The 25,812-nt window shown below is 71.0% G+C and carries 19 protein-coding genes; 11 read left to right on the plus strand and 8 right to left on the minus strand.

From position 1 onward, the window contains the following. Positions 1-16: 16 nt before the first annotated feature. Positions 17-418, minus strand: a complete 402-nt coding sequence (gene pilG / locus PIQ37_RS03750; protein WP_003472648.1) for a twitching motility response regulator PilG — start codon at positions 416-418, stop codon at positions 17-19. 242 nt (positions 419-660) lie between these two features. Here pilG and gshB point away from each other — a divergent pair, with 242 nt between their 5' ends. The 3 genes from gshB (at position 661) to PIQ37_RS03765 (ending at position 6,169) form a co-directional block, all read left to right on the plus strand. After that, positions 661-1,611 carry a glutathione synthase gene (gene gshB, locus PIQ37_RS03755; RefSeq protein WP_342072386.1) on the plus strand — a complete coding sequence of 317 codons (951 nt, stop codon included), beginning with the start codon at positions 661-663 and terminating at the stop codon, positions 1,609-1,611. Next, positions 1,608-2,489, plus strand: a complete 882-nt coding sequence (locus PIQ37_RS03760) for an energy transducer TonB family protein (protein ID WP_342072387.1) — start codon at positions 1,608-1,610, stop codon at positions 2,487-2,489. The genes gshB and PIQ37_RS03760 overlap by 4 nt, the downstream gene beginning before the upstream one ends. Positions 2,490-3,169: 680 nt before the next feature. Continuing rightward, a complete protein-coding gene (locus PIQ37_RS03765) occupies positions 3,170-6,169 on the plus strand; it encodes a TonB-dependent receptor (RefSeq protein WP_342072388.1) in 3,000 nt (999 codons plus the stop codon). Positions 6,170-6,228: 59 nt separating this feature from the next. On the opposite strand, the gene PIQ37_RS03770 is transcribed toward PIQ37_RS03765, so the two are convergent. From PIQ37_RS03770 to mrcB, 5 genes are all read right to left on the minus strand, one after another. Further along, positions 6,229-7,149: an ADP-ribosylglycohydrolase family protein gene (locus tag PIQ37_RS03770; protein ID WP_342072389.1), complete on the minus strand. Its 921-nt coding sequence runs from the start codon at positions 7,147-7,149 to the stop codon at positions 6,229-6,231. Next, positions 7,146-7,850, minus strand: a complete 705-nt coding sequence (gene tsaB / locus PIQ37_RS03775) for a tRNA (adenosine(37)-N6)-threonylcarbamoyltransferase complex dimerization subunit type 1 TsaB (protein ID WP_342072390.1) — start codon at positions 7,848-7,850, stop codon at positions 7,146-7,148. The genes PIQ37_RS03770 and tsaB overlap by 4 nt, the downstream gene beginning before the upstream one ends. Positions 7,851-7,911: 61 nt before the next feature. Further along, positions 7,912-9,921, minus strand: coding sequence for an ATP-dependent DNA helicase (locus PIQ37_RS03780; protein WP_342072391.1), 2,010 nt, complete (start codon positions 9,919-9,921; stop codon positions 7,912-7,914). 170 nt (positions 9,922-10,091) lie between these two features. Beyond that, a complete protein-coding gene (locus PIQ37_RS03785) occupies positions 10,092-10,613 on the minus strand; it encodes a tetratricopeptide repeat protein (RefSeq protein WP_267100132.1) in 522 nt (173 codons plus the stop codon). Between the two features lie 23 nt (positions 10,614-10,636). Next, entirely contained in the window at positions 10,637-13,069 is a 2,433-nt protein-coding gene (gene mrcB / locus PIQ37_RS03790) for a penicillin-binding protein 1B (protein WP_342072392.1), read from the minus strand. A 93-nt stretch (positions 13,070-13,162) separates the two neighbouring features. Between mrcB and PIQ37_RS03795 the strand changes: the two genes are divergently transcribed. After that, entirely contained in the window at positions 13,163-15,259 is a 2,097-nt protein-coding gene (locus PIQ37_RS03795; protein ID WP_342072393.1) for a glycosyltransferase, read from the plus strand. A 427-nt stretch (positions 15,260-15,686) separates the two neighbouring features. Here the strand turns inward: PIQ37_RS03795 and PIQ37_RS03800 are convergent, their stop codons facing one another. Both PIQ37_RS03800 and PIQ37_RS03805 read right to left on the minus strand, forming a co-directional pair. After that, on the minus strand, positions 15,687-17,099 hold the full coding sequence (locus PIQ37_RS03800; protein WP_407136460.1) for a hypothetical protein: 1,413 nt from the start codon (positions 17,097-17,099) through the stop codon (positions 15,687-15,689). Between the two features lie 228 nt (positions 17,100-17,327). Beyond that, the gene (locus PIQ37_RS03805; protein WP_342072394.1) at positions 17,328-19,484 is read right to left on the minus strand and encodes a RelA/SpoT family protein; all 2,157 of its coding nucleotides are present in this window, start codon (positions 19,482-19,484) and stop codon (positions 17,328-17,330) included. A 181-nt stretch (positions 19,485-19,665) separates the two neighbouring features. Between PIQ37_RS03805 and pqqA the strand changes: the two genes are divergently transcribed. From pqqA to PIQ37_RS03840, 7 genes are all read left to right on the plus strand, one after another. After that, the gene (gene pqqA / locus PIQ37_RS03810) at positions 19,666-19,827 is read left to right on the plus strand and encodes a pyrroloquinoline quinone precursor peptide PqqA (protein WP_342072395.1); all 162 of its coding nucleotides are present in this window, start codon (positions 19,666-19,668) and stop codon (positions 19,825-19,827) included. Positions 19,828-19,891: 64 nt separating this feature from the next. Further along, positions 19,892-20,791, plus strand: coding sequence for a pyrroloquinoline quinone biosynthesis protein PqqB (gene pqqB, locus PIQ37_RS03815; protein WP_342072396.1), 900 nt, complete (start codon positions 19,892-19,894; stop codon positions 20,789-20,791). A 34-nt stretch (positions 20,792-20,825) separates the two neighbouring features. Then, positions 20,826-21,572 (plus strand): pyrroloquinoline-quinone synthase PqqC, encoded by a 747-nt coding sequence (gene pqqC, locus PIQ37_RS03820; RefSeq protein ID WP_342072397.1) that lies wholly within the window; start codon positions 20,826-20,828, stop codon positions 21,570-21,572. Then, entirely contained in the window at positions 21,569-21,847 is a 279-nt protein-coding gene (pqqD, locus tag PIQ37_RS03825) for a pyrroloquinoline quinone biosynthesis peptide chaperone PqqD (protein ID WP_342072398.1), read from the plus strand. Before pqqC ends, pqqD begins: the two co-directional genes overlap by 4 nt. Then, complete coding sequence (gene pqqE, locus PIQ37_RS03830; RefSeq protein WP_342072399.1) at positions 21,844-22,965, plus strand: pyrroloquinoline quinone biosynthesis protein PqqE; 1,122 nt, start codon at positions 21,844-21,846, stop codon at positions 22,963-22,965. The genes pqqD and pqqE overlap by 4 nt, the downstream gene beginning before the upstream one ends. Before the next feature lie 96 nt (positions 22,966-23,061). Next, positions 23,062-23,574: a hypothetical protein gene (locus PIQ37_RS03835; RefSeq protein WP_342072400.1), complete on the plus strand. Its 513-nt coding sequence runs from the start codon at positions 23,062-23,064 to the stop codon at positions 23,572-23,574. Positions 23,575-23,585: 11 nt separating this feature from the next. Then, complete coding sequence (locus PIQ37_RS03840) at positions 23,586-25,361, plus strand: chloride channel protein (RefSeq protein WP_342072401.1); 1,776 nt, start codon at positions 23,586-23,588, stop codon at positions 25,359-25,361. The last annotated feature ends 451 nt before the right edge of the window (positions 25,362-25,812 follow it).

Here is a 25,812-nt window from a genome sequence, read left to right on the forward strand (position 1 = left end):
CTGCCTTTCCCCCTGGTCAGGCGTTGACGTATGTACGGATCGCGCCCAGCAGCTCTTCGCGTGTAAAGGGTTTGGTGAGGTACTGCTCGGACCCGACGATGCGCCCGCGCGCCTTGTCGAACAGGCCGTCCTTGGAGGACAGCATGATCACCGGCGTGGCCTTGAACAGCTGGTTGCCCTTGATCAGCGCGCAGGTCTGATAGCCGTCCAGCCGCGGCATCATGATGTCCACGAAGATGATCTGCGGCTGCTGGTCGGCGATCTTGGCCAGCGCCTCGAAGCCGTCGGTCGCCGTCACCACTTCGCACCCTTCGCGCTTCAGCAACGTTTCGGCAGTACGACGGATCGTTTTCGAATCGTCGATCACCATGACCCGCAAGCCTGCGAGTTCCCCACCCGCAGTCGTGTTTTCACTCATCACTTGCCCCCAAGCGCGCGACGCTTCATCGGATCCGGCTTCGCTGCGAAACGCCATGTATCCCAAGACCCGCTGCGACTGTCAAGGCCGCCGCTGCCGGTCTGCGTTGAACCACGTAACAGCACAAACTATGTCACAGTTTGGCGGATAACGTGCGACACCGCGCGGCCGTGCCCGACACCCGGTGCGCGGCGCCCCCGCCGACCCGCTACCATCTTCCGCTCAGTCTCTCAGGTGCCCCCATGCCGTTCGATGTCATCGTGGTGATGGACCCCATCGCCAGCATCAAGATCGCCAAAGACACGACCTTCGCGATGCTGCTGGAAGCGCAGCGCCGCGGGCACCGGCTGCACTACGTGCGTCCCGGCGGATTGACCCTGCGCGACGGCCGCGCGACCGCCCAGGCCGCGCCGCTGCGGGTGCGCGACGACAAGGCCGGCTGGTTCGAGCTGGACGCGTTCGCCGACCTGACCTTCGGCCCCGGCCAGGTCGTGCTGATGCGCAAGGACCCGCCGTTCGATGCGGAGTTCCTGTACGACACCCACGTGCTCAGCGTGGCCCAGCGCACCGGCGCGCAGGTGGTCAACGACCCGCAGGGCCTGCGCGACTTCAACGAGAAGCTGGCCGCCCTGCTGTTTCCGCAATGCTGTCCGCCGACGCTGGTCAGCCGCGACGCCGCCACGCTCAAGGCCTTCGTGCTCGAGCATGGCCAGGCGGTACTGAAGCCGCTGGACGGCATGGGCGGGCGGTCGATCTTCCGCAGCGGCACCGGCGACCCCAACCTCAACGTGATCCTGGAGACGCTGACCGACGGCGGCCGCAAGCTGGCGCTGGCGCAGCGCTTCATCCCGGACATCAGCGCCGGCGACAAGCGCATCCTGCTGGTCGACGGCGTGGCCGTGGACTACTGCCTGGCGCGGATCCCGCAGGGCGACGAGTTCCGCGGCAACCTGGCCGCCGGCGGCCGCGGCGAAGGCCGCCCGCTGAGCGAGCGCGACCGCTGGATCGCCGCCCAGGTCGGCCCGGAAATGAAGCGGCGCGGCATGCGCTTCGTCGGCCTGGACGTGATCGGCGACTACCTCACCGAAGTCAACGTGACCAGCCCCACCTGCGTGCGCGAGCTGGACGCGCAGTTCGAGCTCAACATCGCCGGGCTGCTGTTCGACGCCATCGAGGCCTATCCGGCGCGATGAGCGCGGCCGCCGCGACGCCCGCGCCGCGCATCGGCGAGCGCGAACGGCTCAGCGCCACCCTGGTGCTGTCGCTGATCGTGCACGGGTTGCTGATCCTGGGCGTGGGCTTCGCGATCGACGACGATGCACCGCTGGTGCCGACGCTGGACGTGATCTTCAGCCAGACCAGCACGCCGCTGACACCGAAACAGGCCGACTTCCTGGCCCAGGCCAACCAGCAGGGCGGCGGCGACCACGACAAGCCGCAACGTCCGCGCGACAGCCAGCCGGGCGTGGTGCCACAGCGCCAGGATGGGCTGGCGCCGCAGGCGTTGCGTGCGCAGACCGCGGCCGCGGCACCGGAACCGACCCCGCGCGTGGTCAGCAGCGCGCGCGGCGAGCAGCCACTGCCGGCAGCGCAGACACAGCCGCGGACGGATGAACCGCAACGGCCGGTGGACGCGCAGCGCGAACAGCGCGATGCCGAGATGGCGCGGCTGGCCGCCGAGGTGCACCTGCGCTCGGAGCAGTACGCCAAGCGCCCCAACCGCAAGTTCGTCTCCGCCAGCACCCGCGAGTACGCGTATGCCAACTATCTGCGCGCCTGGGTCGACCGTGCCGAGCGCGTCGGCAACCTCAACTATCCCGACGAAGCGCGGCGGCGCCGGCTCGGCGGCCAGGTGGTGATCAGCGTCGGCGTGCGCCGCGACGGCAGCCTGGAGAGCAGCCGCATCCTGCGCTCCAGCGGCGTGCCGATGCTCGACGCCGCCGCACTGCGGATCGTGCAACTCGCGCAGCCGTTCCCGCCACTGCCGCGCACCGACGACAACGTCGACATCCTGCAGGTCACCCGCACCTGGGTGTTCCTGCCCGGCGGCAGCCTGGTCGACGACCGCTGAGCCGCCAGCACAAACGCTAGCCCCTCTCCCGTCGGGAGAGGGGTTGGGGTGAGGGTGCGGTTGCCACGCAGCGCCTGGCGGTAGCAAACAGTTCGAGGCTTCGCCCCGGACCCTCATCCGCCCCTTCGGGGCACCTTCTCCCGGCGGGAGAAGGGAGAGCGCCAGCCCCTCTCCCACCGGGAGAGGGGTTGGGGTGAGGGTACGACCGCCCACAACGCCGCCGGTCGCAACAGGTCGAGGCTTCGCCCCGGACCCTCATCCGCCCCTTCGGGGCACCTTCTCCCGGTGGGAGAAGGGAGAGCGCTAGCCCCTCTCCCATCGGGAGAGGGGTTGGGGTGAGGGTACGGCCGCCCACGACGCCTGCCGGTCGCAACAGTTCGAGGCTTCGCCCGTACCCTCGTCCGCCCCTTCGGGGCACCTTCTCCCGGTGGGAGAAGGAGAGCGCTGCCTCTCTCCCATCGGGAGAGGGGTTGGGGTGAGGGTACGACCGCCCACAACGTCCAACGGCCGACATAACCATTGGTACCGCAGACATAACGACGCGGCATTTCTGTGATGGCGGCCCATTAAGGTTAATGGAGCGGGGGAACGTTACCGCGCACACCGCATCATCCAGGACGGGCGGGTTCGAGTCGGCGCGGCGTGCCCCCGCCCCACCACCACCCGAGCCGTCCCCCCACATGCACAACCATCGTTCCCTCCGCAGGCCCGCCCTGCTCGCCCTGGCACTCAGTGCCGCCCTCGCCCTCCCGCCGGCCCAGGCCCAGTCCACCACCGGCGCCGTCGCCGGCCAGGCGCCCGCCGATGCCCAGCGCATCCTGGTCCGCAGCGACAGCGGCCTCAGCCGCGAGGTCGCCGTGGATGCGCGCGGCCGCTACAGCATCGGCCAGTTGCCGCTGGGCACCTACACCATCATCGCCAAAGGTGCCGACGGCAGCGTGCTGGGCAGCCGCGACGGCGTCGGCCTCACCGTCGGTGCCGTCACCGACGTTTCCTTCAGCCCCGCCACCACCAGCCTGGCCGGCGTCCAGGTCAGTGCCGACCGCGCCGCCGCCGCGATCGACGTGAGCAGCGTGGACTCGCGCACCGTGATCAATGCCGAACAGCTGCAGCGCCTGCCCCTGGGCCGCTCGGCCGAGGCCATCGCGCAACTGGCGCCCGGCGTGGCCGGCAACAGCGGCAGCGGCACCTACATCGGCCCGACTGGGGCGCAGTTGCTCAGCTTCGGCGGCTCTTCGGCCGCGGAGAACGCCTATTACATCAACGGCTTCAATACCACCGACCCGCTGCGCGGGCTGGGCGGGCTGACCCTGCCCTACGGCAGCATCGACCAGTTGGAGGTCTACACCGGCGGCTACAGCGCCAAGTACGGCCGTTCCGACGGCGGCGTGATCAACGCGGTCGGCAAGCGCGGCAGCAACGAATGGCATTTCGGCGGCCAGGCGACCTGGGAGCCGGACGGGCTGCGCTCCTCGCAGAAGGACGTCTACGCGCCTGGCGACGGCAGCCTTTACCGACCGGACAGCAAGAGCGGTTCCACGCTCAGCACCCAGAGCGTCTACGCCGGCGGCCCGCTGATCCAGGACAAGCTGTTCTTCTTCGGCGCCTACGAACTGCAGCGCCAGGACGGCGATCGCTTCTACGGCGCGCGCGAGACCACTCCGGGAACCTACTACTACGACTACCAGTACCGCCGGCCGAGCTGGTACGCCAAGCTCGACTGGAACATCAGCGACAGCCAACTGCTGGAGATCACCGGCGCCTCCAGCCGCTACATCACCCGCGGCAAGTACTACGACTACAGCGGTTACGACATCGGCAGCCTGCGCGGCGACGCCAACACCACCAAGACCGGCGGCGACCTGTGGACCGCCAAGTACACCGGCTATCTCACCGACCGCCTGACCTTCAGCGCCCAGTACGGCCAGCAGCGCACCGACGACTACACCGGCAATCCCAGCTACAACAGCGCGCTGACCTACCTCAGCGGCACCTCGTTCCAGAACCCGGCCTACACCGGCGGCACCCCGATCACCAACGCGCAGACCACCTCGCTGCTGGTCGATCCCGCGCGCGGCAACCGCACCGACAACCTGCGCCTGGACCTCAACTACGCCATCGGCGCGCACAGCATCACGGTCGGCATCGACAACCAGAACGCACGCGCGCTCAACCGCGGCTCGGTGGCCTCGGGCGACGGCTACTACTGGATCTACGGCCAGGCCAACCCCAACGTGCCGATCAACACCGGGCTCGGCGTCCCGGCCACCGGCGGCTACCCCAACGGCCAGGGCGGCTACTACGTACGCAAGTACATCTACAGCGCGCTGGCCTCGGTGCGCTCGGCACAGCGCGCGCAGTACGTGGAGGACAACTGGCAGGTCAACGACCGGCTGTTGCTCAACCTCGGCCTGCGCCTGGACCAGTTCACCAACTACAACCGCGACGGCGCGCCGTACATCAAGCAGACCAGCGGGCAATGGGCGCCACGGCTGGGTTTCAGCTGGGACGTCGACGGCGATGCGCGCTTCAAGGTGTACGGCAACGCCGGCCGCTACTACCTGGCGCTGCCGCTGAACCCGGCATTCAACGCCGCCGGCGCCACCCTGGCCACCTCGACCTACTACACCTACGGCGGCATCGACGCCAACGGCTACCCGACCGGCCTGACCCAGATCTCCGGTGCGGTCTCGTCCAACAACAACTACGGCATCCTGCCCGATCCCAAGACCGTCGCCACCCAGGGCATCAAGCCCTCGTTCCAGGACGAGTTCATCCTCGGCTTCACCAAGGCCTGGGGCGATAGCTGGGTCTACGGCGCCAAGGGCACCTACCGCGTCCTGCGCAGCGGCGTGGACGACTACTGCGACAGCGATACCGTGTTCGCCGCCGCCGCGGCGCAAGGGCACACGGTGACCCTGGCCAGCAATCCGGTCAGCTGCTGGCTGATCAACCCGGGCCGGGCCAACACCTTCACCCTGGTCGACACCTCGGGCAACTACGTCAAGGTGCCGCTGAGCAACGCGCAGTTCGGCTTCCCGGAATTCAAGCGCAACTACTACGGACTCAACCTGTCGCTGGAGCATCCGTTCGACCAGCGCTGGTACGGCCGCCTCGACTACACCTGGTCGCGCAGCTACGGCACCACTGAGGGCCAGTTGCTGTCGGGCATCGGCCAGACCGCGGTGTCCACCACCCAGGCCTGGGACTTCGCGCAGTTGATGGAGCACACCAACGGCCCGCAGAGCAACGACCACACACATCAGTTCAAGTTCTACGGCTACTACCAGCTCAACCCCGCATGGCTGGTGTCGGCCAACCTCAAGTTGATCTCCGGTTCGCCGTTCAGTGCGCTGGGCTCCTACGGCCCCGACCACAGCGACCCCTCCGGCTACGGCATCGCCTATCACTACTACCAGGGCCAGCCGGCGCCTCCGGGCAGCCAGGGCCGCCTGCCGTGGCTGCAGCAACTGGATCTCGGCGTGTCGTGGCGGCCGGCCTACGCCGACCGCAAACTGGCCTTCACCCTGGACGTGTTCAACGTCTTCAACGGCCAGGCCACGCTGTGGAAGTACCCGTACTCGGAGTCGGACCCGGGTAACGCGGACCCGGTGTATGGCGCGGCCCTGCTGCGCCAGGCGCCGCGGTCGCTGCGCTTGAGCGTCAGCTACGACTACTGATCCGCTGCACAGCGACGCCAAGGACGCCGGCCACGCAAGGCCGGCGTCCGCGTCGGCCTTCAGCCGGCGACACTTGCGGCGTGCAGCCGATCGGCCAGCGCCACGATCTCCGTCGCATCCTGGACCCGCGCGCGCCATGCCGCGGGAATGCCTTCGACGCCATAGAAAGCACCGGCCAACTGCCCGCAGATCGCGGCCGTGGTGTCGGCGTCGTCACCCAGATTGGCCGCGCGCAGCACCGCATCGGCGAAGCACTCGGTAGTGGCGAAACACCACAGCGCCGCAGACAGCGCATCGACCACGTAGCCTGTGCCGCGGATCTGCGTTGCCGGCACCACGGCGTGGTCGCGGATAGCCAGCGCACGCAGCGCCGGGGTCTGCATCGGCGGCGTGCCCGTCGGCTGCAGTACCTGCGCACGGTCCTCGCCTAACAAGGCGGCACGCAACTGGAAGGCGAACAACCGGCTGGCATCCAGCACCTCGGCCGCGGCATGCGTGGTGCGGGAACTGTCGGCGGCGCGCTCGGCCAGTTCGTCGGGGCGCTGCGCATAGAACATCGCCACCGGCGCCAGTCGCATTAGCGCGCCGTTGCCGGCCGCGCGCGGATCGTCGCTGCCGCTGAACGCCGGCCCGCCCTGCATGTAGCGCTCCAGCGCCGCGCGCACCGTGTTGCCGATGTCGAAGCACGTGCCAGTGCTGCTCAGGTAACCGTGCCGGTACCAGTTGCAGTAGCGGTTCATCTGATCGGCGGCGTCGACGCCCTGCCGGTACAGCAGGCTGTGCGCCAGGCACAGCGCCATCGAGGTGTCGTCGGTCCACTGCCCCGGCTGCAGCTCGAACGGGCCGCCGCCGACCATGTCCTCGATCGGCGTAAAGCTGCCGGGCGCCTTGAATTCCAGGGTGGTCCCCAGTGCGTCGCCCACCGCCAACCCGAGCAGGCAACCGCGAAAGCGGTCACCGGGCGTCACTGCGGCGCTCATCGCGCGGCCCGCTGCGCCTGTTGCTCGGCCAGGGTCAGGGCGACGTTGTCGCGCAGGTAGGCCGGTTCGGCGCGTTCCGGCGCGATCCCTTCGCCGCGCGCGTACGCGGCCGCGGCAAGGGTCAGTACGTCCGCGGCATGCGGCAGCGCCTGCGCATCGGCGCTGCGCCAGTGCGCGCCGAAGCGCCGCTGCAAGGTGCCATCGACCGCCGCCAGTCCGGTGCCGACCGCAGCCCAGGCCGCGTCCGGCTCCGGCAATACGAAGGCCTCCGGACTCAACACCTGCTCGGCGGTCAGCGCCTGCAGGCCGCCGTCGGCCTGCCGCGCGTAGGCCGCGGTGTAGACCTCACCCATGCGTGCATCGATTGCCGCCAGCACCCGCGGCGCGTCGGCCGGCGCGCGCAGCGCCAGCACCTGCAGCGTGGACACCGGCAGCACCGGCAGGTCCAGGGCCAGGGCGATGCCCTGCGCGACCGCGATCGCCAGGCGCACGCCGGTGAACGCGCCGGGGCCGCGACTGAAGGCCACCGCATCGAGCTGGCGGCGGCCGATGCCGGCCTCGGCCAGCAATTGCTCGGCCCACGGCAGCGCCAGTTCGGCATGCCGCCGCGGCGCCAGGTCGAAGCGCTCCAGCACGCGGTCGCCGACCATGACGGCGACGGAGCAGGCTTCGGTGGAGGTTTCGAAGGCGAGGAGGTTCATGGGGGAGCCGGGATTGGGGATTCGGGAGTTGGGATTCGCAAAAGCAAGAGCGACGCGCCGGCTAGTTTGACGAGGCTGGTGACGTCACGGCCTCGGGATTATCGCCCGGCGGCGGGGCCTCGGCGGCGAAGAACTGGCGTACGTCCTCCACGTCGCGGGTGCGGGCGAACGGTGGCAGCGAGTCCAGGAAGGTGCGGCCGTAGGACTTGCTCAGCAGGCGCGGGTCGCACAGCACCAGCACGCCGCGGTCGCGCTCGCTGCGGATCAGCCGGCCCACACCCTGCTTCAGCGCGATCACCGCCTGCGGCAACTGCTCGTCGCGGAACGGGTTGCCGCCGTCGCGGCGGATCGCCTCCAGGCGCGCTTCGAACACCGGATCGTCGGGCGCGGCGAACGGCAGCTTGTCGATCACCACCACGCTCAGCGCATCGCCGACCACGTCCACGCCCTCGCGGAAACTGGCCGAGCCGAGCAGCACGCCATTGCCGGAGGCGCGGAAGCGTTGCAGCAAGGTCGCGCGCGGCGCCTCGCCCTGCACGAACAGCGGCCAGGGGCCGTCGCGCAGCGCCTCGGCCGCCTCGCGCAGCGCCCGGTGCGAGGCGAACAGCAGGAAGGCGCGGCCCTGCGAGGCCTCCAGCACCGGCTGCAGCGCGGCGATCAATGCGGTGCCGAAGCCGCGCGCGGCGGGATCGGGCAGCGCCGGCAGGTAGCACAGCGCCTGCCGTGCCCAGTCGAACGGGCTGGGCTGCAGCAAGGTCATCGGGTCGCTCAGGCCCAGGCGCGTGGCGATGTGCTCGAACTCGCCCTTCACCGCCAGCGTCGCCGAGGTGAACACCCAGGCCGCGCGCGACGCCTCGCGGTGCGCGCGCAGCGGCCCGGACACGTCCAGCGGCGTGCGCTGGCAGCGGAAACCGCGCGGCGTCAGTTCGTACCACAGCACGTCGTTGGACGGCACGTCCGCTTCCGGCTCGGCCTCGAAATCCGGAATCGGCGCATCCTCGCCGAGCCAGCGGCCAAGCCGCGTGCGCAGCTCGCGCGCGCGCGCCGCGCAGGCATCGAAGCCGGGCGAGGCCTCGCGCAACACCGCCAGCGGCTCCTGCAGCCGCGCCAGATCGGCCAGCAGCGCATCGAAACCGTCGCGCACCTGCGGCTTGGCCAACAGCCGCCATTGCGTGCCGCGCGCCGGCAGTCCCTCCATCGCCGCGCGCAATTCGCGCAGGGTCTGTTCCAGCGCCTGCGCCGGCGCCTGCAGGCTGGCCAGCGCGCCGGCGACCTGGCGGCTCTCGGCCACACAGTCGCGCGCCAGTTCCTGCAGCGGGCGCATGCCGAAGCCTTCGCCGAAGAAGTTGGCCGCCAGCTCCGGCAACTGGTGCGCCTCGTCGATCACGAAGGCCTGCGCGCCAGGCAGTATTTCGCCGAAGCCCTCCTGCTTCAGCGCCAGGTCGGCCAGCAGCAGGTGATGGTTGACCACCACCAGGTCGGCCGCCTGCGCGCGCTGCCGCGCCTGCACCACGAAGCACTTGCCCCAGAACGGGCACTCGGTGCCCAGGCAGTTGTCGACGGTGGAGGTGACCAGCGGCAGCAGCGGCGAATCGTCGGCCAGCGCGTCCAGCTCGGCGATGTCGCCGAAGCGGGTGCGCCCGCTCCAGGCGACGATGCGCTGGAACTGCGCGACCTGCTCGCGCGCGGTGAAGCGCGGCTCGCCGCGCGCCTGCTGCAGGCGGTACTTGCACAGGTAGTTGGCGCGCCCCTTCAACAGCGCGCTGCTGAGACCCACGCCCAGCGCCGCGCGCACCCGCGGCAGATCGCGGTGGTAGAGCTGGTCCTGCAGCGCGCGCGTCCCGGTGGACACGATGGTCTTCAGCCCCGACAGCAACGCCGGCACCAGATACGCATAGGTCTTGCCGGTGCCGGTCCCGGCCTCGGCCAGCAGCACGTCGCGCTGCTCGAACGCCTCGGCGATCGCCGCGGTCAACCGCAACTGCGCCGGCCGCGGCACGAAGGCGTCTAGCTGACGCGCAAGCGCACCGCCTTCGCTGAGCGCTTCGGTGCTGGCGTGGGCTAAAGACATGGGGAATGGAGAACCGGGAATGGGGAATGGTTAAAGCAGCACCGCTACCCGCTCACTGTCACGGCCGCCGGCAGAGCGGGAAGACCGAGCGCCGCCAGCGTGACGAGCCGCCAGAAACGCAGCTTTTACCCATTCCCCATTCCCCATTCCCGACTCCCCATTCCCAGCCCTCAGTACCTCTTAATCCCCGGCACCGTGCACCCCGCGATCTGGGCGTGCGCCGAGGCGGCGTTTTCCTTCTGCCCGCGGGCCAGGCGCGCCTGTTCGATGGTCGCCCAGTGGCGGCGGCACAGCGGGCCAGTCTGCGAGCCCAGGTCGATGGCGCGCTTGGCGAAGGCTTCGGCCTGCGCGTCGTCCTTCTGCAGCAGCGCCACTTCGGCGCGGTCCTGCAGCAGCGCCGGATCCTCCGGCACCAGCTTCAGCGCCTGGTCCAGCGCGGCGGCGGCACCGGCCAGGTCGCCGGCGCTGCGCTTGCGCTTGGCGCTCTCGCGCAGGTCTTCGACTTCCGGATCGCGCAGCGGCTGCACGCTCAGTTCGGTGTCGTCGGCACCGCCGCTGGCGTCGATCGCGGCGATGCGCTGCGCCGGCGTGGTGGTGTCCACCGGCGCGGCCGGGGGCGGCGGCGGCGGTGCGCTGACGCAGGAGGCGAGCAGCAGGCTGAGGGCGGCGATGGCGGGAAGACGTGGGGTCATGAGCGGTATCCGGGATCCGGGAATCAATGCGCCGGCGGCGGCGCGGCCGCGTCGGCAGGCGGGTCTTTCTTCTTGTCCAGGCCGAACCAGCTGCGCCAGCCGCCGCCCTGATGTTCGCCCTCGGCGGGCGCGATCTCTTCCGGCAGCGCCTGCGGCGGCGTGCACGCGGCATACGCCGGTACGAAGCCGACCACGAACGGGAACTGGCGCGCGCCGGGGCAGGTCGGGTCGGTGCTGTTGTACCCCACCGGGTCCATCCACTGCCAGTCGATGCCCTTGCCCTGCACCTGCAGCGGTGCGCTCGGCAGCCGCGAGAAGATGCCCGACCACACCCGCATCGCACCGGTGGCGCCGTACAGGCCGGTCTGCTTGTTCTGGTCGTTGCCGATCCAGATCACCGCCAGGTGGTCGCCGGTGTAGCCGGCATACCAACTGTCCACGCCATCGTTGCTGGTACCGGTCTTGCCGGCCGGCGACAGCTTGCCCAGCCCATCGCTGAGCAGTTGCCGCGCGGTGCCGTTGCTGACCACCTGCTGCAGCGCCATGCCGACCAGGTTGGCGGCGATGGAGTCGCCCTCCTGCGCCGGCGCCGGGGTCTTGTCGTAGCGCTTGAGCAGCTTGCCCTGCGGATCGAGCACGCCACGCACCGCATGCAGCGGCTGGATTTCGCCACCGGAGGCCAGGAACTGGTACAGCTGCGCCATCGCGTACGGACTCTGGTCGGTCGCGCCGAGGATCAGCGAGGGATTGACCTCGGCCTCGATGCCGGCCAGCACCTTCACCAGTTGCGCCACGCGCTCCGGCCCGACCTGCATGCCGATGCGCACCGTGGCCTGGTTGTAGGAGTGCGCCAGCGCATCGACCACGCGCACCGTGCCGTGGCTGCGGCCATCGGAATTGCCCGGGCTCCAGGTGCGGCCGCGGCCCAGCTGCACGGTGACCGGGGTGTCGTCGACCCAACTGGCCAGCGAGTAGCGGTCCGGCTGCGCCAGCGCCAGCAGGTACACGAACGGCTTGAGCAGCGAGCCGACCTGGCGCTGCGCCTCGATCGCGCGGTTGAAGCCCGGCTGGGCCACGTCGCGGCTGCCGACCACCGCCAGCACCTCGCCGTTATGGGTGTCGGTGAGCACCAGGCCGGCCTGCAGTGGCGGGCGCTTCTTGTTGGTCTCCAGCGCGGTGATGGTGCGCGTCACCGCGCCCTCGGCATAGGCCTGCGCCGACGGCGACATGCCGGTGAGCACGCTCAGGCCGGCGCCCTGCAGCGCGCTCTCGGGGTAATCGCGCGCCAGCTGGCGCCGCACCAGGTCGACATAGGCGGGGAACCGGTTGGCGGCGACCAGGCCGGGATTGGCCGGTACGCCCAGCGGCGCGGCCAGCGCCTTGCGATAGGTCGGCTCGTCGATCAGTTCGCTCTCGCGCAGCTTGCCGAGCACGAAGTTGCGCCGGTCCAGCGCGCGCTCGGGATAGCGCCGCGGGTCGTAGTAGGACGGCCCCTTGACCAGGCCGATCAGCAGCGCCACCTGCTCCGGCGCCAGCGCATCGAGTTCGCGGCCGAACCAGAACTCCGCGCCCGAGGCCACGCCATGCACCGCCTGGCTGCCGCGCTGGCCCAGGTACACCTGGTTGAGATACGCCTCCAGGATGGTGCGCTTGTCGTAGCGCGCCTCCATGATCAGCGCGTACAGGATCTCGTTGAACTTGCGGGTGACGGTCTGTTCCTTGCCGATGCCGAGCAGACCGCTGCGCGCCAGCTGCTGGGTCAGGGTGCTGGCGCCCTGCCGGCTCTTGCCGCCGGAGCGCACCATCACCCAGGCCGCGCGGACCATGCCGCTGAGGTCGATGCCGTGGTGCGAGTTGAAATCGCGGTCCTCGACCGCCTGCAGGCCGGTGACCAGCAGTTCCGGCACCTCGTCCACGCGCACCAGGCGCCGCTCTTCCTGCTTCTGCCCGTACAGCGTGGCGATGCGCGCCGGATCCAGGCGCGCGGCCTTGAGCGACTTGCGGGTCTGCGCATCGCGCAACGCCACCACGCGGCCACCGGCCAACGCGACCTCGATGCGGCGCGGCGCGACCCGCCCGTCGACGTCGATGTAGCCGCGGCTGGTGATGGTGAAGCGGCTGCCGTCCTGCTGGTAGCTGCCGGGACGCTCGGCGCCGGCGTCGGCGCGGTAGCTGGCCGCATCCAGTTCGGTCTTCAGCGTCTGCGGGTCCATCGCCGTGTCAGGCGCCAGCATCAGCGGCCGCGCATACACACGGGTGGGGATCTGCCAGCGCAGTTCGCCGAACCGCTGGGTGACCTGCTTGTTCAGATAGACCGTGTACGGAATCAGGAAGCCCAGGCCGAGTGCGGCGGCGGCCAGGCCCCAGGTGAGCAGACGGCGGCGCCATACCGTGGCGGGGCTGTCCAGGGCGTCGTCCTGATCGTCGTTGTCGTGATCGTCGTAGCGTCGGGGCACGGGAATGCGAGAATGTAAATTCCGCCGAGTCTAGCGCAGCCCAGCGGGCAGCGCGGCGCGGCGGCCTCTTCGTTTAAGTTGGAGTGGTACCGGATGTCGATGTCGTGGGCGAATGCGCGCTACGCCCTGAACCGCCTGGCCGGCCTGGTCCGGCGCGGCCTGATCAGCCTGCGCACGCGCGGCTGGCGCAGCACCTGGGAGCGCCTGCGCGTACATGCGCAACCGCTGCCGCCGCCGCAGCGCGCGCTGTTCGCGGTGGAACCTGCACCGTTCGCGCCGTTCGCGGTGCCGAACAGCCCTGCACCGCTGGTCAGCATCGTGATCCCGGTCTACAACCACGTCGACCATACCCTCGCCTGCCTGCGCGCGCTGGCCGCGCATCCGCCGGCCGCACCATGCGAGATCCTGGTGATCGACGACGGCAGCAGCGACGCCACCGCGCAGTGGCTGCCGCAGGTGGTCGGCCTGCACTACCACGTGCGCGAGCACAACGGCGGCTTCATCGCCACCTGCAACGACGGCGCCGCGCGCGCGCAGGGCCGCTACCTGGTGTTCCTCAACAACGACACCGTGCCGCAGCCGGGCTGGCTGGACGCGCTGCTGGACACCTTCGCGCAGTTGCCGCAGGCCGGTCTGGTCAGCGCGCAACTGCTGTATCCCGACGGCCGCCTGCAGGATGCCGGCGGCGTGGTCTTCGCCGATGGCAGCGCCTGGAGCTACGGCCGCTTCGAGTCGCCCGACGATCCGCGCTACGCCTACCTGCGCGACGTCGATTACGGCAGCGGCGCGGCGCTGGCGATCGAGCGCGCACGCTTCCTGGCGCTGGGCGGCTTCGACACCCGCTACATGCCGGCCTACTACGAAGATACCGATCTGGCCTTCGCGGTACGTGCCGCCGGCTTGCGCACGCTGGTGCAGCCGGCCAGCCGCGTGGTGCACGACGAAGGCACCAGCAACGGCACCGATACCGGCAGCGGCATCAAGGCCTACCAGGTGCGCAACCGCGCGGTCTTCGCCGCCAAGTGGGCCGAGGTGTTGCCGCGGCACCTGGCACCCGGCGAGGTGCCGACACCGGCGCTGCTGCACCGCCAGCAGCGCCAGGTGCTGATCCTCGACGAAGCGCTGCCGCAGCCGGACCGCGACTCCGCCTCGCTGCGCCAGCTCAACCTGATCCGCCTGCTGCTGGAGGAAGGCGCACACGTGGTGTTCTTGCCCAGCGAGCGCAGCTATGCCAGCCGCCACAGCGAAATCCTGCAGCGGCTCGGCGTGGAGGTGTGGTACGCGCCCTACCTGAAGAATCTGACGTGGTTCCTGCAGCAGCACGGCGCGCGGTTCCACAGCGTGCTGCTGGTGCGTCACCACGTCGCCCACGCCTGCCTGCCGCTGCTGCGCCGGTTCGCGCCACAGGCGCGGCGCTTGTTCGACACCGTGGACCTGCACTACCTGCGCGAGCGCCGCGGCGCCGAACTGGCAGGCGACGCACGCCTGCTGCGCGAGGCCGAACGCACCCGCGCGCGCGAGCTGGAGGTGATGGCGCAGGTCGACGTGACGGTGCTGGTCAGCGCGGTCGAACGCGAACAGTTGCAGCGCGAGGCGCCACAGGTGCGCACGGCGCTGATCTCGAACCTGCACGAGGTCGCCGGCCCCGGCCTGCCGTGGGCGCAGCGCCGCGACCTGGTGTTCGTCGGCGGCTTCCGCCATGCGCCCAACGTGGACGCGGTGCGCTGGTTCCTGCAGGAGGTATTTCCCGCCGTGCGCACGCGTCTGCCGGAGGTGCGCTTCCACTGCATCGGCGCGGACATGCCGGAGGACATCCGCCGCCTCGGCGAGGCCACCGCGGGCGTCGAGTTGCTCGGGCACGTGCCGGACATCGCCGCCTACATGGACGGCATGCGCATCGCCGTGGCGCCGCTGCGCTTCGGCGCGGGCGTCAAGGGCAAGGTCAACCTGAGCATGGCCCATGGCCAGCCGGTGGTGGCCACCGCGTGCGCGGTGGAGGGCATGCACCTGCGCGACGGCGAGGACGTGCTGATCGCCGACGACCCCGCCGCGTTCGCCGACGCCATCGCGCAGCTCTACGCCGATCCGGCGCTGTGGCAGCGGCTGGCCGACAACGGCCTGCGCAACATCGAGACCCACTTCTCGCTGGACGCCGCCCGCGCCACGGTGCGCGAGGCGTTCCTGGCCTGAGCTGCGTTGGCGCACCGTTGTCTATCGCGTCGGGACTGAAGTCCCTCCCACACATGCAACTGGCATCGCGTCCGGCTCGGACATGCCAGCGCGGGGACGGCAAGCGCGTCGTGCACCACGCAGGAACGGCACACGCCGCCGCGTCGTAGGAGCGGCTTCAGCCGCGACCAGGCGTTACCGGTGATGCCGCATCGCGGCTGAAGCCGCTCCTACGCGTGCAACGGTCCTCGCGATTCGGAGTTACCCTCTGTCCCGCTGCATGCATCGCAACAAGCGCTTCCGCGACGACGTAGACGGGCGGTACCGCCCGGTGCCACAGACGCACACAGATTGCCGAAATTTCTGAGCACCCCTGTGGGAGGGACTTCAGTCCCGACGCGCCGCGCCATCAGCCGAGGGCAGGCTCCCCTGAACGTCACCGCCCGCACTAGCGCCCCGGATTGAGACTACGCAAGCGGCGCTCGAAGGCGGCGAGTTCCGGGGTCGCCGGATCGATCGCGCGGGCGCGCTGCAGCGCCTGCCGCGCGAAGGCGGCATCGCCGCCGCTCAGGCGCTCGTCGCCGACCGCCAGCCAGCGCTGCGCCAGGCGTCGCCGCGCAGTGGCCAGGCCATTGCCGCCCGGCGCCAGCGCGCGCCAGGCGTCGTAGCAGGCGCTCGCCGCCAGCACCCGGTTGCCGCGCATGGCATCGTCGAAACAGCGTCGCAGCGCCGCCAGCACGCGCTGCTCGGCCGCGCGCACCCGCGCATCGCGCGGCGCCAGGGTCTGCGCCGCCAGCAAGGTGTCGTAGGCGCTGGCGCCGGGCGGGGTCAGCCAGGCGCCACGCGCCTCGGCGGCCTGCAGATCGGCCAGCAGGCGCTGCAGGCGGCGCTCGCGCTCGGCCGGCGACATCCGCGAGGGCGGCGTGGCCTGGCTCTGCCGGGCGCGCTGCAGCGCCTGCCGGGCATCGGCCAGGGCGCGACTATCCGGCGCAAGGGCCTGGCCCTTGCGCAAGGCGCGCTCAGCCTCGCCAAACCGGAAATCGGCGGCGGCGCGGCTCGCTTGCACGGCGTAGGCCGCCGCCACCCGCTCCAGCCCGTCGCTGGCGCCGGGCGCATCCGGCACCGCCGCGTGCCACTGCGCAAACGCGTGTGCCGCCGCGTCCAGGCGCTGCCGGCGCAGGGCCTGCTCGGCCTCGCGCTGCAGGCGCTCCAGCGCCCGATTCAGTTCCGCCTGCGTCTCGGGCAGGTCGACATGGCCGGGGTCGTAGCCACGCGCGCGCTCCACCAGCGCCGCGGCGGCGGCCAGGTCGCCGCGCGCCAGGTCGCCGCGCGCGTGCTGCAGCAATTCCGACAATGCATCCTCGCGGCCTTCCAGCGCCGCGGTACGTTCCGGCGCGTACTCCAGGACACGCTGGTACAGCGGCAAGGCCGCGTCCGGGCCATCGTCCAGATGCCCGTCGCGGCGCGCCTGCGCCGCCCGTTGCAGCAGTTGATCGATGCCGGCGTGCGCGGCCTCGCGCGCGCGCAATGCTGCCTCGATGCGATCGGCATCGGCGCGCGGCACCTGCAGCGCGCGCGCCAGCGCCAGCGCCTCGCGCGCCTGCGGAAAGCGGCCGGCGGCCAGCGCCGCCCGCGCCTGCCCCAGCGCTGCGCGCCCGGTCGCGGCCAGCCCGACGCGTGCCTGCATGCGGTCGCTGTCCAGCGCCAGCGCGGCCTCGAAGCGCTCGCGCGCACCGCTGCCGTCGGCGGCGCTGAGCCGGCCCGCACGCAACGCCGCATGCCCCTGGTCGAGTAGTTGCTGGATGCGCGGCTCCGGCCAGATCAGGTCGGCCAGCGGGCGGCGGAACACCACCACGGTCATGCCCAGCACCAGCAGCACCGCCAGCGCCCAGCGCCAGGCACGGCGGTCGCGCCACAGCGGCACCGGCCGCTGCCTGCGCTTGGGTTCGTCCCTGACCTGATCCGGCGGCATGCTCACCGCACAAGCTTAGCGTTGCCCCGATGACGAACAGCTGTGCGTCGCGCCGGCCGCGCGCACGGTGGGCGGCCCACCCGCTGGCAGGCCTCCCGGCCGGCGTGCCGCCGCCCCTCAGCCCAGCCGCCGCGCCTCGTGCACGCCCGGCAGCGCGTCGAGCTTGCCGAGCAAGGTGGACAGCTGCCCGTAATCGCCGACCTTCAGCCGCAGCCGCAGTTGCGCCAGGCCGCTGTCGCGCACGTTCTCGCTGTTGATTTCCAGCACGTGCGCCTCTTCCTGGGCGATCAGGTTGGTGATGTCCTTGAGCAGCCAGCGCCGGTCCACCGCGCGCACCAGCACGTCGACCTCGTAGCCACCGCCGGCCTGGCCCCACTCCACCGGCAGCACCCGCTGCGGATGGCTGGCGGCCAGCCGCGCGAACGCGGCGCAGTCGCTGCGATGCACGGTGACGCCGCGGGTGCGGGTCAGGTAGCCGGCGATCGGCTCGCCGGCCACCGGCTGGCAGCAGCGCGCCAGTTGCACCAGCAGATTGCCCACGCCCTGCACGGTGAACTTGGACTTGCCCAGGCCGGTGCGGCGGGCGGTCGGCCGTGGCATGGCCGGCGCGGCCGGCTGCGCCGCGGCGCGCTCGGCCTCGTGCAGCGCGCGCCCGACCTGGCTGGGGCCGACGTCGCCCAGCGCCACCTGGATGTACAGCTCCTCCACGCCGTCGGCATGGAACTTCTTCGCCGCCGGCAAAAGGTCGGCGTGCTGCAGCCCCAGGCGCTTGAGCTCGCGCTCCAGCAACTCCTTGCCGGCCTGCACGTTGCGCGCGCGGTCCAGCTTGTGGAACCAGGCACGCACCTTGTCGCGCGAACGCCCGCTGGCCAGATAGCCGTTGGCCGGCAGCAGCCAGTCGCGGCGCGGTTCGGCCTCCTTGCCGGTGAGGATCTCCACCCGGTCGCCGCTGCGCAGCTTGTGGGTCAGCGGCACGATGCGGTTGTTGACCTTGGCGCCGCGGCAGCGGTGCCCGACCATGGTGTGCACGTGGTAGGCGAAATCCAGCGGGGTGGCGCCCTGCGGCAGGTCGATCACCTCGCCCATCGGGGTCAAGGCATAGACCCGGTCCTCGACCAGTTCGGCGTCCAGCGCCCCGGCCAGCCCGCCCTGCTCGCCGTCCTGCGACTGCTCCAGCAACTGGCGCATCCAGGTGATCTTGCGGTCGAAGGCCTTCTCCGCGCCCTTGCCGCCTTCCTTGTACTTCCAGTGCGCGGCCACGCCCAGCTCGGCCTGCGCGTGCATGTCGTGGGTACGGATCTGCACCTCGATCGTGCGCCCTTCCGGGCCGACCACGGCGGTATGCAGCGAGCGGTAATCGTTGGCCTTGGGCCGGGCGATGTAGTCGTCGAACTCGCTGGGCACCGGCGCCCACAGCGCGTGCACCACGCCGAGCGCCGCATAGCAGGCGGCGACGTCGTCGACCATCACCCGCACCGCACGCAGGTCGTACAGTTGGTCGAAGGCCAGGCGCTTCTTCTGCATCTTCCGCCAGATGCTGTAGATGTGCTTGGGCCGCCCGCTGATCTCCGCGCGCAGGCCCTGCTCGGCCAGCGCCTTGGACAGGATCTTCTTGACCGCCTCGATGTAGCGCTCGCGCGCCACCCGGCTCTCGTCGACCTCGCGGGCGATGCGCCGGTAGGTGTCCGGCTCCAGGTGCCGGAACGCCAGGTCCTCCAGCTCCCACTTCAACTGCCAGATGCCCAGGCGGTTGGCCAGCGGCGCGTGGATGTCGCGGGTCAGCTGCGCCAGCGCGCGGCGCTGCGCCTCCGGCGCCTTGTCGGCCACGCGCATCTGCGCCAATTGCCGCGCCAGCAGGATCGGCACCACCCGCAGGTCCTGCACGATCGACAGCAGCAGCCGGCGCAGGCCCTCGCTGTTGCGCCCGGCCTCGCGCCCGGCGTGCAGCGCCCACACCGGGTCGGCGGCGTCCTGCGCCTCCAGCAGGCCGGCCACCGCCTGCGCCCGCGCCGGCGGGACGATCGGCAGCTGCGGCAACTGCGCGCGCAGCTCCGGCAGATCGAACAGCAGCGCGGCCAGCAGCGACGCCTCGTCGGCGGACAGCAGCGCCAGCGCGTCCAGGGTGTCGGCCAGCACCGGCCACGGCAGCCGCGGCGGTGGCTCGGCCTGCGCCTGCCAGGCCTGCAGCAGCGCCGCGCGCAGGGCGGGCGCCAGAGTCGCGGCCGCCGGGCGCTGCAGCAACGCCTCCAGGCCGGAGTGGACGGTGTGGTTCAAGGACGGACGCAGTCGACGAAACGGTGCCGCCTACACTAACGCGCTTGTGCGCGTTCTCACAATTGCGCCGGTAGCGCGCCGGGAGGCGCTCCGCGGATACGCACCGCCGCGTCACTGTGATCCGGTTGCGACTTGCGCCGCTTTTTACCGGAATTTCACAACCGCCCCAAGGCCCGCGCCTATGCTCGAACGCGACGGCGACCCGCTGCTGTCCGCATGCGCCGACGCCGTCGTCCCTAGTCCGACTCCAAGAGGAACGCACATGAAAAAGTGGAACAAGCCTGTGATCCGCGAAATCTGCGTCGGCGCGGAAATCAACTGCTACGCCTCCGGCGAGCTCTGACCCGCGCACTCCTCCCTTCCCACGACCGAAGCGCGACCGGCCAGGCGCTAAAGACGGAGACCGGATGCACCTCATCGTATTGGGATCGGCGGCAGGCGGAGGGCATCCGCAGTGGAATTGCCACACGCCGGCAAGCCAGCGCGCGTGGCAGCAACACCCGGGTGCCCAACGCCGTACCCAGGCCAGCATCGCGGTCAGCGTCGATGGCCAGCGCTGGCTGCTGATCAACGCCTCACCCGATTTCCGCCAGCAGGTGCTGGCCACGCCGGCGCTGTGGCCGCAGCGCGACCAGCGCCATTCGCCGATCGAGGCGGTGCTGCTGACCAGCGGCGAGATCGACCATATCGCCGGGCTGCTGTCGATGCGCGAGAGCCAGCGCTTCGACCTGTACGCGAGTAGCCGCGTCCTCGACCTGCTGGCACAGAACCCGGTGTTCGACGCACTGCACCCGGCCTACGTGCATCGTCACCCCTTCGCCCTGGACACGCCGCTGTCGCTGCTCGGCCTGCAGGTCACCCCGTTCGCGGTGCCCGGCAAGGTGCCGCTGTTCATGGAATCCCGCCACAGCGGCGACCTGGCCGGCTCGGCCGAGGAGACGCTGGGCCTGACCATCGACGACGGCCGGCACCGCCTGCACTACATCCCCGGCTGCGCGGCGCTGACCGAGGCCCTGCGCGAGCGCCTGCGCGGCGCCGAACTGGTGTTCTTCGACGGCACCCTGTGGCGCGACGACGAACTGGTGCAGCTCGGCGTCAGCGCCAAGACCGGCCAGCGCATGGGCCACATGAGCATCGACGGCGAAGCCGGCACCCTGCGCGCCTTCGCCGACCTGCAGGTGGCGCGCAAGGTCTTCATCCACATCAACACCACCAACCCGATCCTCGACGCCGGTTCTCCCGAACGCGCCACGGTCGCCGCGCATGGCTGGGACGTGGCCCACGACGGCATGGAGATCGCGCTGTGACCCGCCTTCCCGCATCACCCGCGAGACCCAGCCCGTGAGCGCATTGCTGAGCCCCGAGCAACTGGAAACCGCGCTGCGCGCGATCGGCGCGCGGCTGTACCACGACCAGCACCCGTTCCACGCCCTGCTGCACAGCGGGCGCCTGAACCGCGGCCAGGTCCAGGCCTGGGCGCTGAACCGCTACGAGTACCAGCGCTGCATCCCGCTCAAGGACGCGGCGATCCTGGCGCGGATGGACGACCCGGCACTGCGCCGGATCTGGCGCCAGCGCATCGTCGACCACGACGGCAGCGCCGATGGCGAAGGCGGCATCGCCCGCTGGCTGCACCTGACCGACGCGCTCGGGCTGGACCGCGACCTGGTGCAGTCCGGCCGCGGCCTGCTGCCCGGCACCCGCTTCGCGGTGCAGGCCTACCTGCATTTCGTGCGCGAAAAGAGCCTGCTGGAGGCGATCGCCTCGTCGCTGACCGAACTGTTCGCGCCAGGCATCATCGGCCACCGCGTCGCCGGCATGCTGCAGCACTACGACTTCGTCTCCCGCGAAGCGCTGGCGTACTTCGAGCATCGCCTGCACGAGGCGCCGCGCGATTCGGACTTCGCCCTGGACTACGTCAAGCGCCACGCCGACAGCGTGGAAAAGCAGCAACTGGTGCAGGACGCGCTGCGCTTCAAGTGCGGGGTGCTGTGGTCGCAACTGGATGCGCTGCACTTCGCCTACGTGCAGCCGGGCGTAGCCTGGCCGGACGCGTTCGTGCCGGACGCCGCGCAGGCCGCGGCATGAGCGCGCTGGACGCCAGCAGCCAGCCGCGACTCGCCGCCGGCGTGCGCCTGCAGCACGACCGCGCCCGCGACCAGTGGGTGCTGCTGGCGCCGGAGCGGGTGATCGAACTGGACGAGATCGCCCATGCCATCGTCTCGCGCTGCGACGGCGCCCGCAGCCTGGCGACGATCGCCGCGGAACTGGCCGCAGCATTCGAGGCCGACCCGGACGAGGTCGAACGCGACGTGCGCGAGCTGGCGCAGCAGTTGCACGCCAAGCGGTTGTTGCGCGCATGACCGCGCCGGTGCCGCCGCCGCTGTCGATCCTGCTGGAACTGACCCACCGCTGCCCGCTGGCCTGCCCCTACTGCTCCAACCCCATCGCACTGGCCGGCCTGCGCGAGGAACTGGACACCGCCGGCTGGCGCTCGGCGCTGGACCAGGCCGCGGCGATGGGGGTGCTGCAGGCGCACTTCTCCGGCGGCGAACCGATGCTGCGCAAGGACCTGCCCGAGCTGGTCGCGCATGCGCGCGCGCTGGGCCTGTACAGCAACCTGATCACCTCCGGCGTGGCCGGCGGCGCGCCGATGCTGGCCGCCCTGGCCGCGGCCGGGCTGGAGCACGTGCAGTTGAGCATCCAGGACGCCGACGCCGCCGGCGCCGACCGCATCGCCGGCTACCGCGACAGCCTGGCGAAGAAGCGCGCGTTCGCCGCGGCGGTGCGCGCGCTCGACCTGCCGCTGACGATCAATGCGGTGATCCACCGCCACAACGCCGAACGCGTCCCGGCGATGATCGAGCTGGCGCTGGACCTCGGCGCCGAACGCCTGGAAGTGGCCCATACCCAGTACTACGGCTGGGGCCTGCGCAATCGCGCCGCGCTGATGCCCAGCCGCGCGCAGATCGACGCCACCGTGGCCGCGGTGGACGCCGCGCGCCTGCGGCTGCAGGACCGCCTGCACATCGATTTCGTCACCCCCGACTACTACGCGCACCGGCCCAAGGCCTGCATGGGCGGCTGGGGCCAGCGCTTCGTCAACATCTCCCCGCGCGGCGACGTGCTGCCCTGCCACGCCGCCGAAACCCTGCCGGACATGCGCTTCGAGAACCTGCGCTCGCGCCCGCTGGCGGCGATCTGGGAAGACGGCGAGGCCTTCGTGCGCTTCCGCGGCAGCGCCTGGATGCCCGAGGTGTGCCAGGGCTGCCCGAAACGCGAGGTCGACTGGGGCGGCTGCCGTTGCCAGGCGCTGGCGCTCAGCGGCGATGCCGCGACCCTGGACCCGGTCTGCGAACGCGCCCCGGCGCACGCGGCGCTGCAGGCGCTGGCGCAGCGCGAAGCCGCCGCGCCGGCGCCGGACTTCGTGTACCGGCGCCCGCCGCGCACGTCGGGCGTGCCCGCCGCCGCCGAGGACTGAACCGGGCGCCGGCGCGGTCCCGGCACGCCCGGTATCCCGTGCGCGGTCACCGCTTGCGACTACACTACGGCGCATCCCACTGCCCGGATCCTCGCCATGTCCTTCGCGCGTCTCGCTCCCCTGGTCCTGTGCGCGGCGCTCGCCGTGTCCGCCGCCCCGGCGCTCGCCCAGCGCACCGTCTCCGGCGATCTGCAGACGCAGATGTCGCCGCAGGAGTTCAAGGCGGCCGGGCTGGACAAGCTGTCGCCGCAGGAACTGACCGCGCTGAACGACTGGCTGCAGGGCAAGGTCGCCAAGGAAACCGCAGTGGCGCTGGAGAAGGCCAAGGAAGAGGGCCGCCGCGAGGTGATCACCAAGAATCGCGGCTTCTTCGACTTCGGCAGCGCCGAGCCGATCGAGAGCACCCTGGTCGGCGAGTTCACCGGCTTCGGCAAGGGCCGCCACTACGTGCTGGCCAACGGCCAGGAATGGGAGCAGACCGAGGCGGCGAGCCTGTCCAGCGTGCACCTCACTGCGCCCAAGGTGAAGATCACCCCCGGCATCGTCGGCGTGTGGTACATGCAGGTCGGCAACTACAACACCCGCGCCAAGGTCCGTCGCGTCAAATAGGATCGTCTGTCGTGCACCTGCGTCCGCGGCCGGGACTGGCCGACGCCTCGCACAGCCTCGCCGATGCCCTGCGTCGGCGCCTGCGCGCCAGCGATGTCTGGTTCATCGCCCTGGCCCTGCTGGTCGGCGTGATCGCCGGCCTGCTGACCCTGTTGCAGAGCAGCCTGGCGCATGGCGCGCAGGCCCTGCTGTATGGCCTGGAGGCCGACGAGCGGCTCAGCGCCATGTCCGAACTGAGCGTGCAGCAGTTGCTGGTGCTGCCGCTGGGCGGACTGCTGGTCGGCCTGCTCGGCATGGCCGCGCGCGCGCGCAAGCGGCAACTGGTCGACGCCGTCGAAGCCAACGCGCTGTATGGCGGACGCATGTCGATGCGCGACAACCTGATCGTCTCCGTGCAGACCCTGTTCTCCAACGGCGTCGGCGCCTCGGTCGGCCTGGAAGCGGCGTACACGCAGATGGGCGCCGGCAGCGGCTCGCACCTGGGCCGGGTGCTGCGCCTGCGCCGCGCCGACATCCGTACCCTGGTCGGCGCCGGTGCCGGCGCGGCCATCGCCGCGGCCTTCGGCGCGCCGTTGGCCGGTGCGTTCTATGCGTTCGAGATCGTGATCGGCGCGTACTCGCCATCGGCGCTGGCGCCGGTGGCGGTGGCCTCGCTGGGCGCGGTGTTCGTGTCGCAGCTGGCCGGAGTGCAGCCGTACCTGCTGCCGGCCTCGGCGGCCTCGGCGCTGGAGGCGCGCGACTACGTGCTGTACGCGCTGCTCGGCGTGCTCTGCGCGCTGCTGGCGGTGGCGGTGATGCGCCTGATCGGCGCGATCGAACAGGCGATCAACCGCAGCCCGCTGCCGCGCTGGGCGCGCCCGGTGGCCGGCGGCCTGCTGCTGATCCCGCTGGCGTTGATCACCCCGCAGGTGCTGTCCTCCGGACACGGCGCGCTGCACCTGGACCTGACCAGCCCGACCTCGCTGCGCTGGCTGGGCATCCTGCTGCTGCTCAAGTGCCTGGGCTCGGCGATCTCGCTGGGCTTCGGCTTCCGCGGCGGCCTGTTCTTCGCCTCGCTGTTCATGGGTTCGCTGGTCGGCGGGCTGTTCGCCGGCGTGCTGAATCTCGGCAGCGGCATGGCCCTGGTCGACGGCACCGCCGCCTCGCTGGCCGGCATGGCGGCGATGGCCGCTGCGGTGATCGGCGCGCCGATGACGATGGCGATGCTGGTGCTCGAAGGCACCCACGATTTCGTGCTGGCCAGCGCGGTGATGGTGGCGGTGCTGGTCGCCAACACCATCGTCCGCCAGATCTTCGGCTACTCGTTCTCCACCTGGCGCCTGCACCTGCGCGGCGAGACCATCAAGAGCGCGCGCGACGTCGGCTGGGTCAAGCACCTCAGCGCCGGGCGGATGATGCAGAAGGACGTGCATCCGCTGGCCGCCACCACCAGCGTGGCCGAATTCCGCCGCCGCTTCCCGCTCGGCTCGGGCACCCGCGTGGTGCTGGAGGACGAGAGCGGCCACTACGCCGGCCTGGTCACCCTGGCCGCCGCCTATGCCGACGGCGTCAACGCCGACGCGGCCATCGTCGACTACGCCGGCAACCGCGACGTGGCCCTGCCCGCCGACACCGACGTGGTCACCGCCATGCGCCAGTTCGACCTGACCCAGAGCGACGAACTGGCCGTGGTCGACGACCAGGGCAAGGTCGTGGGCGTGCTCAGCGAAAGCTTCGTGCGCAAGCGCTACGCCGAGGAACTGGACAAGCGCCAGCGCGAGCTGATGGGCGAGCGGGTGGATGACTGAGCGGCGGGGATTGGGGAGTGGGGATTCGGGATTCGTTGGATTGCTGCGAGCTGAAACGTTGAGGGCCGTGATCGCATGTCGTAGGAGCGGCTGCTGTGGGAGGGGCTTCAGCCCCGACGCATGAACGCCAGAGCAGCGGGAATGCAGGGCACCTCCAATAGCCCTGGAGCGTACGCGTAGGAGCGGCTTCAGCCGCGACGCATGGCGCCACGACGGTCGCGGCTGAAGCCGCTCCTACGGCAAACAGGTGAGCTGGCTGGGCAAGGCCAGGCAACGTCGAATCACCACCGCGCTGTTCGCCCGCGAGGCATAGCGCATGGTGCACGCGCCGGAGCGGCTGCTGTGGGAGGAGCTTCAGCCCCGACGCATGAACACCAGAGCAGCGGGAATGCAGGGCACCTCCAATAGCCCTGGAGCGTACGCGTAGGAGCGGCTTCAGCCGCGACGCATG

Source organism: Xanthomonas protegens (genome assembly GCF_038442435.1).
Classification (GTDB): Bacteria; Pseudomonadota; Gammaproteobacteria; order Xanthomonadales; family Xanthomonadaceae; genus Xanthomonas_A; species Xanthomonas_A sontii.

Bases quoted from the DNA above. Each gene is read 5' to 3' on its own strand.
- PIQ37_RS03800 (WP_407136460.1), bottom strand. From the start codon at position 17,099: ATGACCGTGGTGGTGTTCCGCCGCCCGCTGGCCGACCTGATCTGGCCG.
- tsaB (WP_342072390.1), bottom strand. From the start codon at position 7,850: ATGAACCTCCTCGCCTTCGAAACCTCCACCGAAGCCTGCTCCGTCGCC.
- PIQ37_RS03765 (WP_342072388.1), top strand. From the start codon at position 3,170: ATGCACAACCATCGTTCCCTCCGCAGGCCCGCCCTGCTCGCCCTGGCA.
- gshB (WP_342072386.1), top strand. From the start codon at position 661: ATGCCGTTCGATGTCATCGTGGTGATGGACCCCATCGCCAGCATCAAG.
- PIQ37_RS03785 (WP_267100132.1), bottom strand. From the start codon at position 10,613: ATGACCCCACGTCTTCCCGCCATCGCCGCCCTCAGCCTGCTGCTCGCC.
- pqqD (WP_342072398.1), top strand. From the start codon at position 21,569: ATGAGCGCGCTGGACGCCAGCAGCCAGCCGCGACTCGCCGCCGGCGTG.
- PIQ37_RS03770 (WP_342072389.1), bottom strand. From the start codon at position 7,149: ATGAGCGCCGCAGTGACGCCCGGTGACCGCTTTCGCGGTTGCCTGCTC.
- PIQ37_RS03795 (WP_342072393.1), top strand. From the start codon at position 13,163: ATGTCGATGTCGTGGGCGAATGCGCGCTACGCCCTGAACCGCCTGGCC.
- PIQ37_RS03835 (WP_342072400.1), top strand. From the start codon at position 23,062: ATGTCCTTCGCGCGTCTCGCTCCCCTGGTCCTGTGCGCGGCGCTCGCC.
- pqqB (WP_342072396.1), top strand. From the start codon at position 19,892: ATGCACCTCATCGTATTGGGATCGGCGGCAGGCGGAGGGCATCCGCAG.
- PIQ37_RS03760 (WP_342072387.1), top strand. From the start codon at position 1,608: ATGAGCGCGGCCGCCGCGACGCCCGCGCCGCGCATCGGCGAGCGCGAA.
- pqqA (WP_342072395.1), top strand. From the start codon at position 19,666: ATGCTCGAACGCGACGGCGACCCGCTGCTGTCCGCATGCGCCGACGCC.
- pilG (WP_003472648.1), bottom strand. From the start codon at position 418: ATGAGTGAAAACACGACTGCGGGTGGGGAACTCGCAGGCTTGCGGGTC.
- pqqE (WP_342072399.1), top strand. From the start codon at position 21,844: ATGACCGCGCCGGTGCCGCCGCCGCTGTCGATCCTGCTGGAACTGACC.
- PIQ37_RS03780 (WP_342072391.1), bottom strand. From the start codon at position 9,921: ATGTCTTTAGCCCACGCCAGCACCGAAGCGCTCAGCGAAGGCGGTGCG.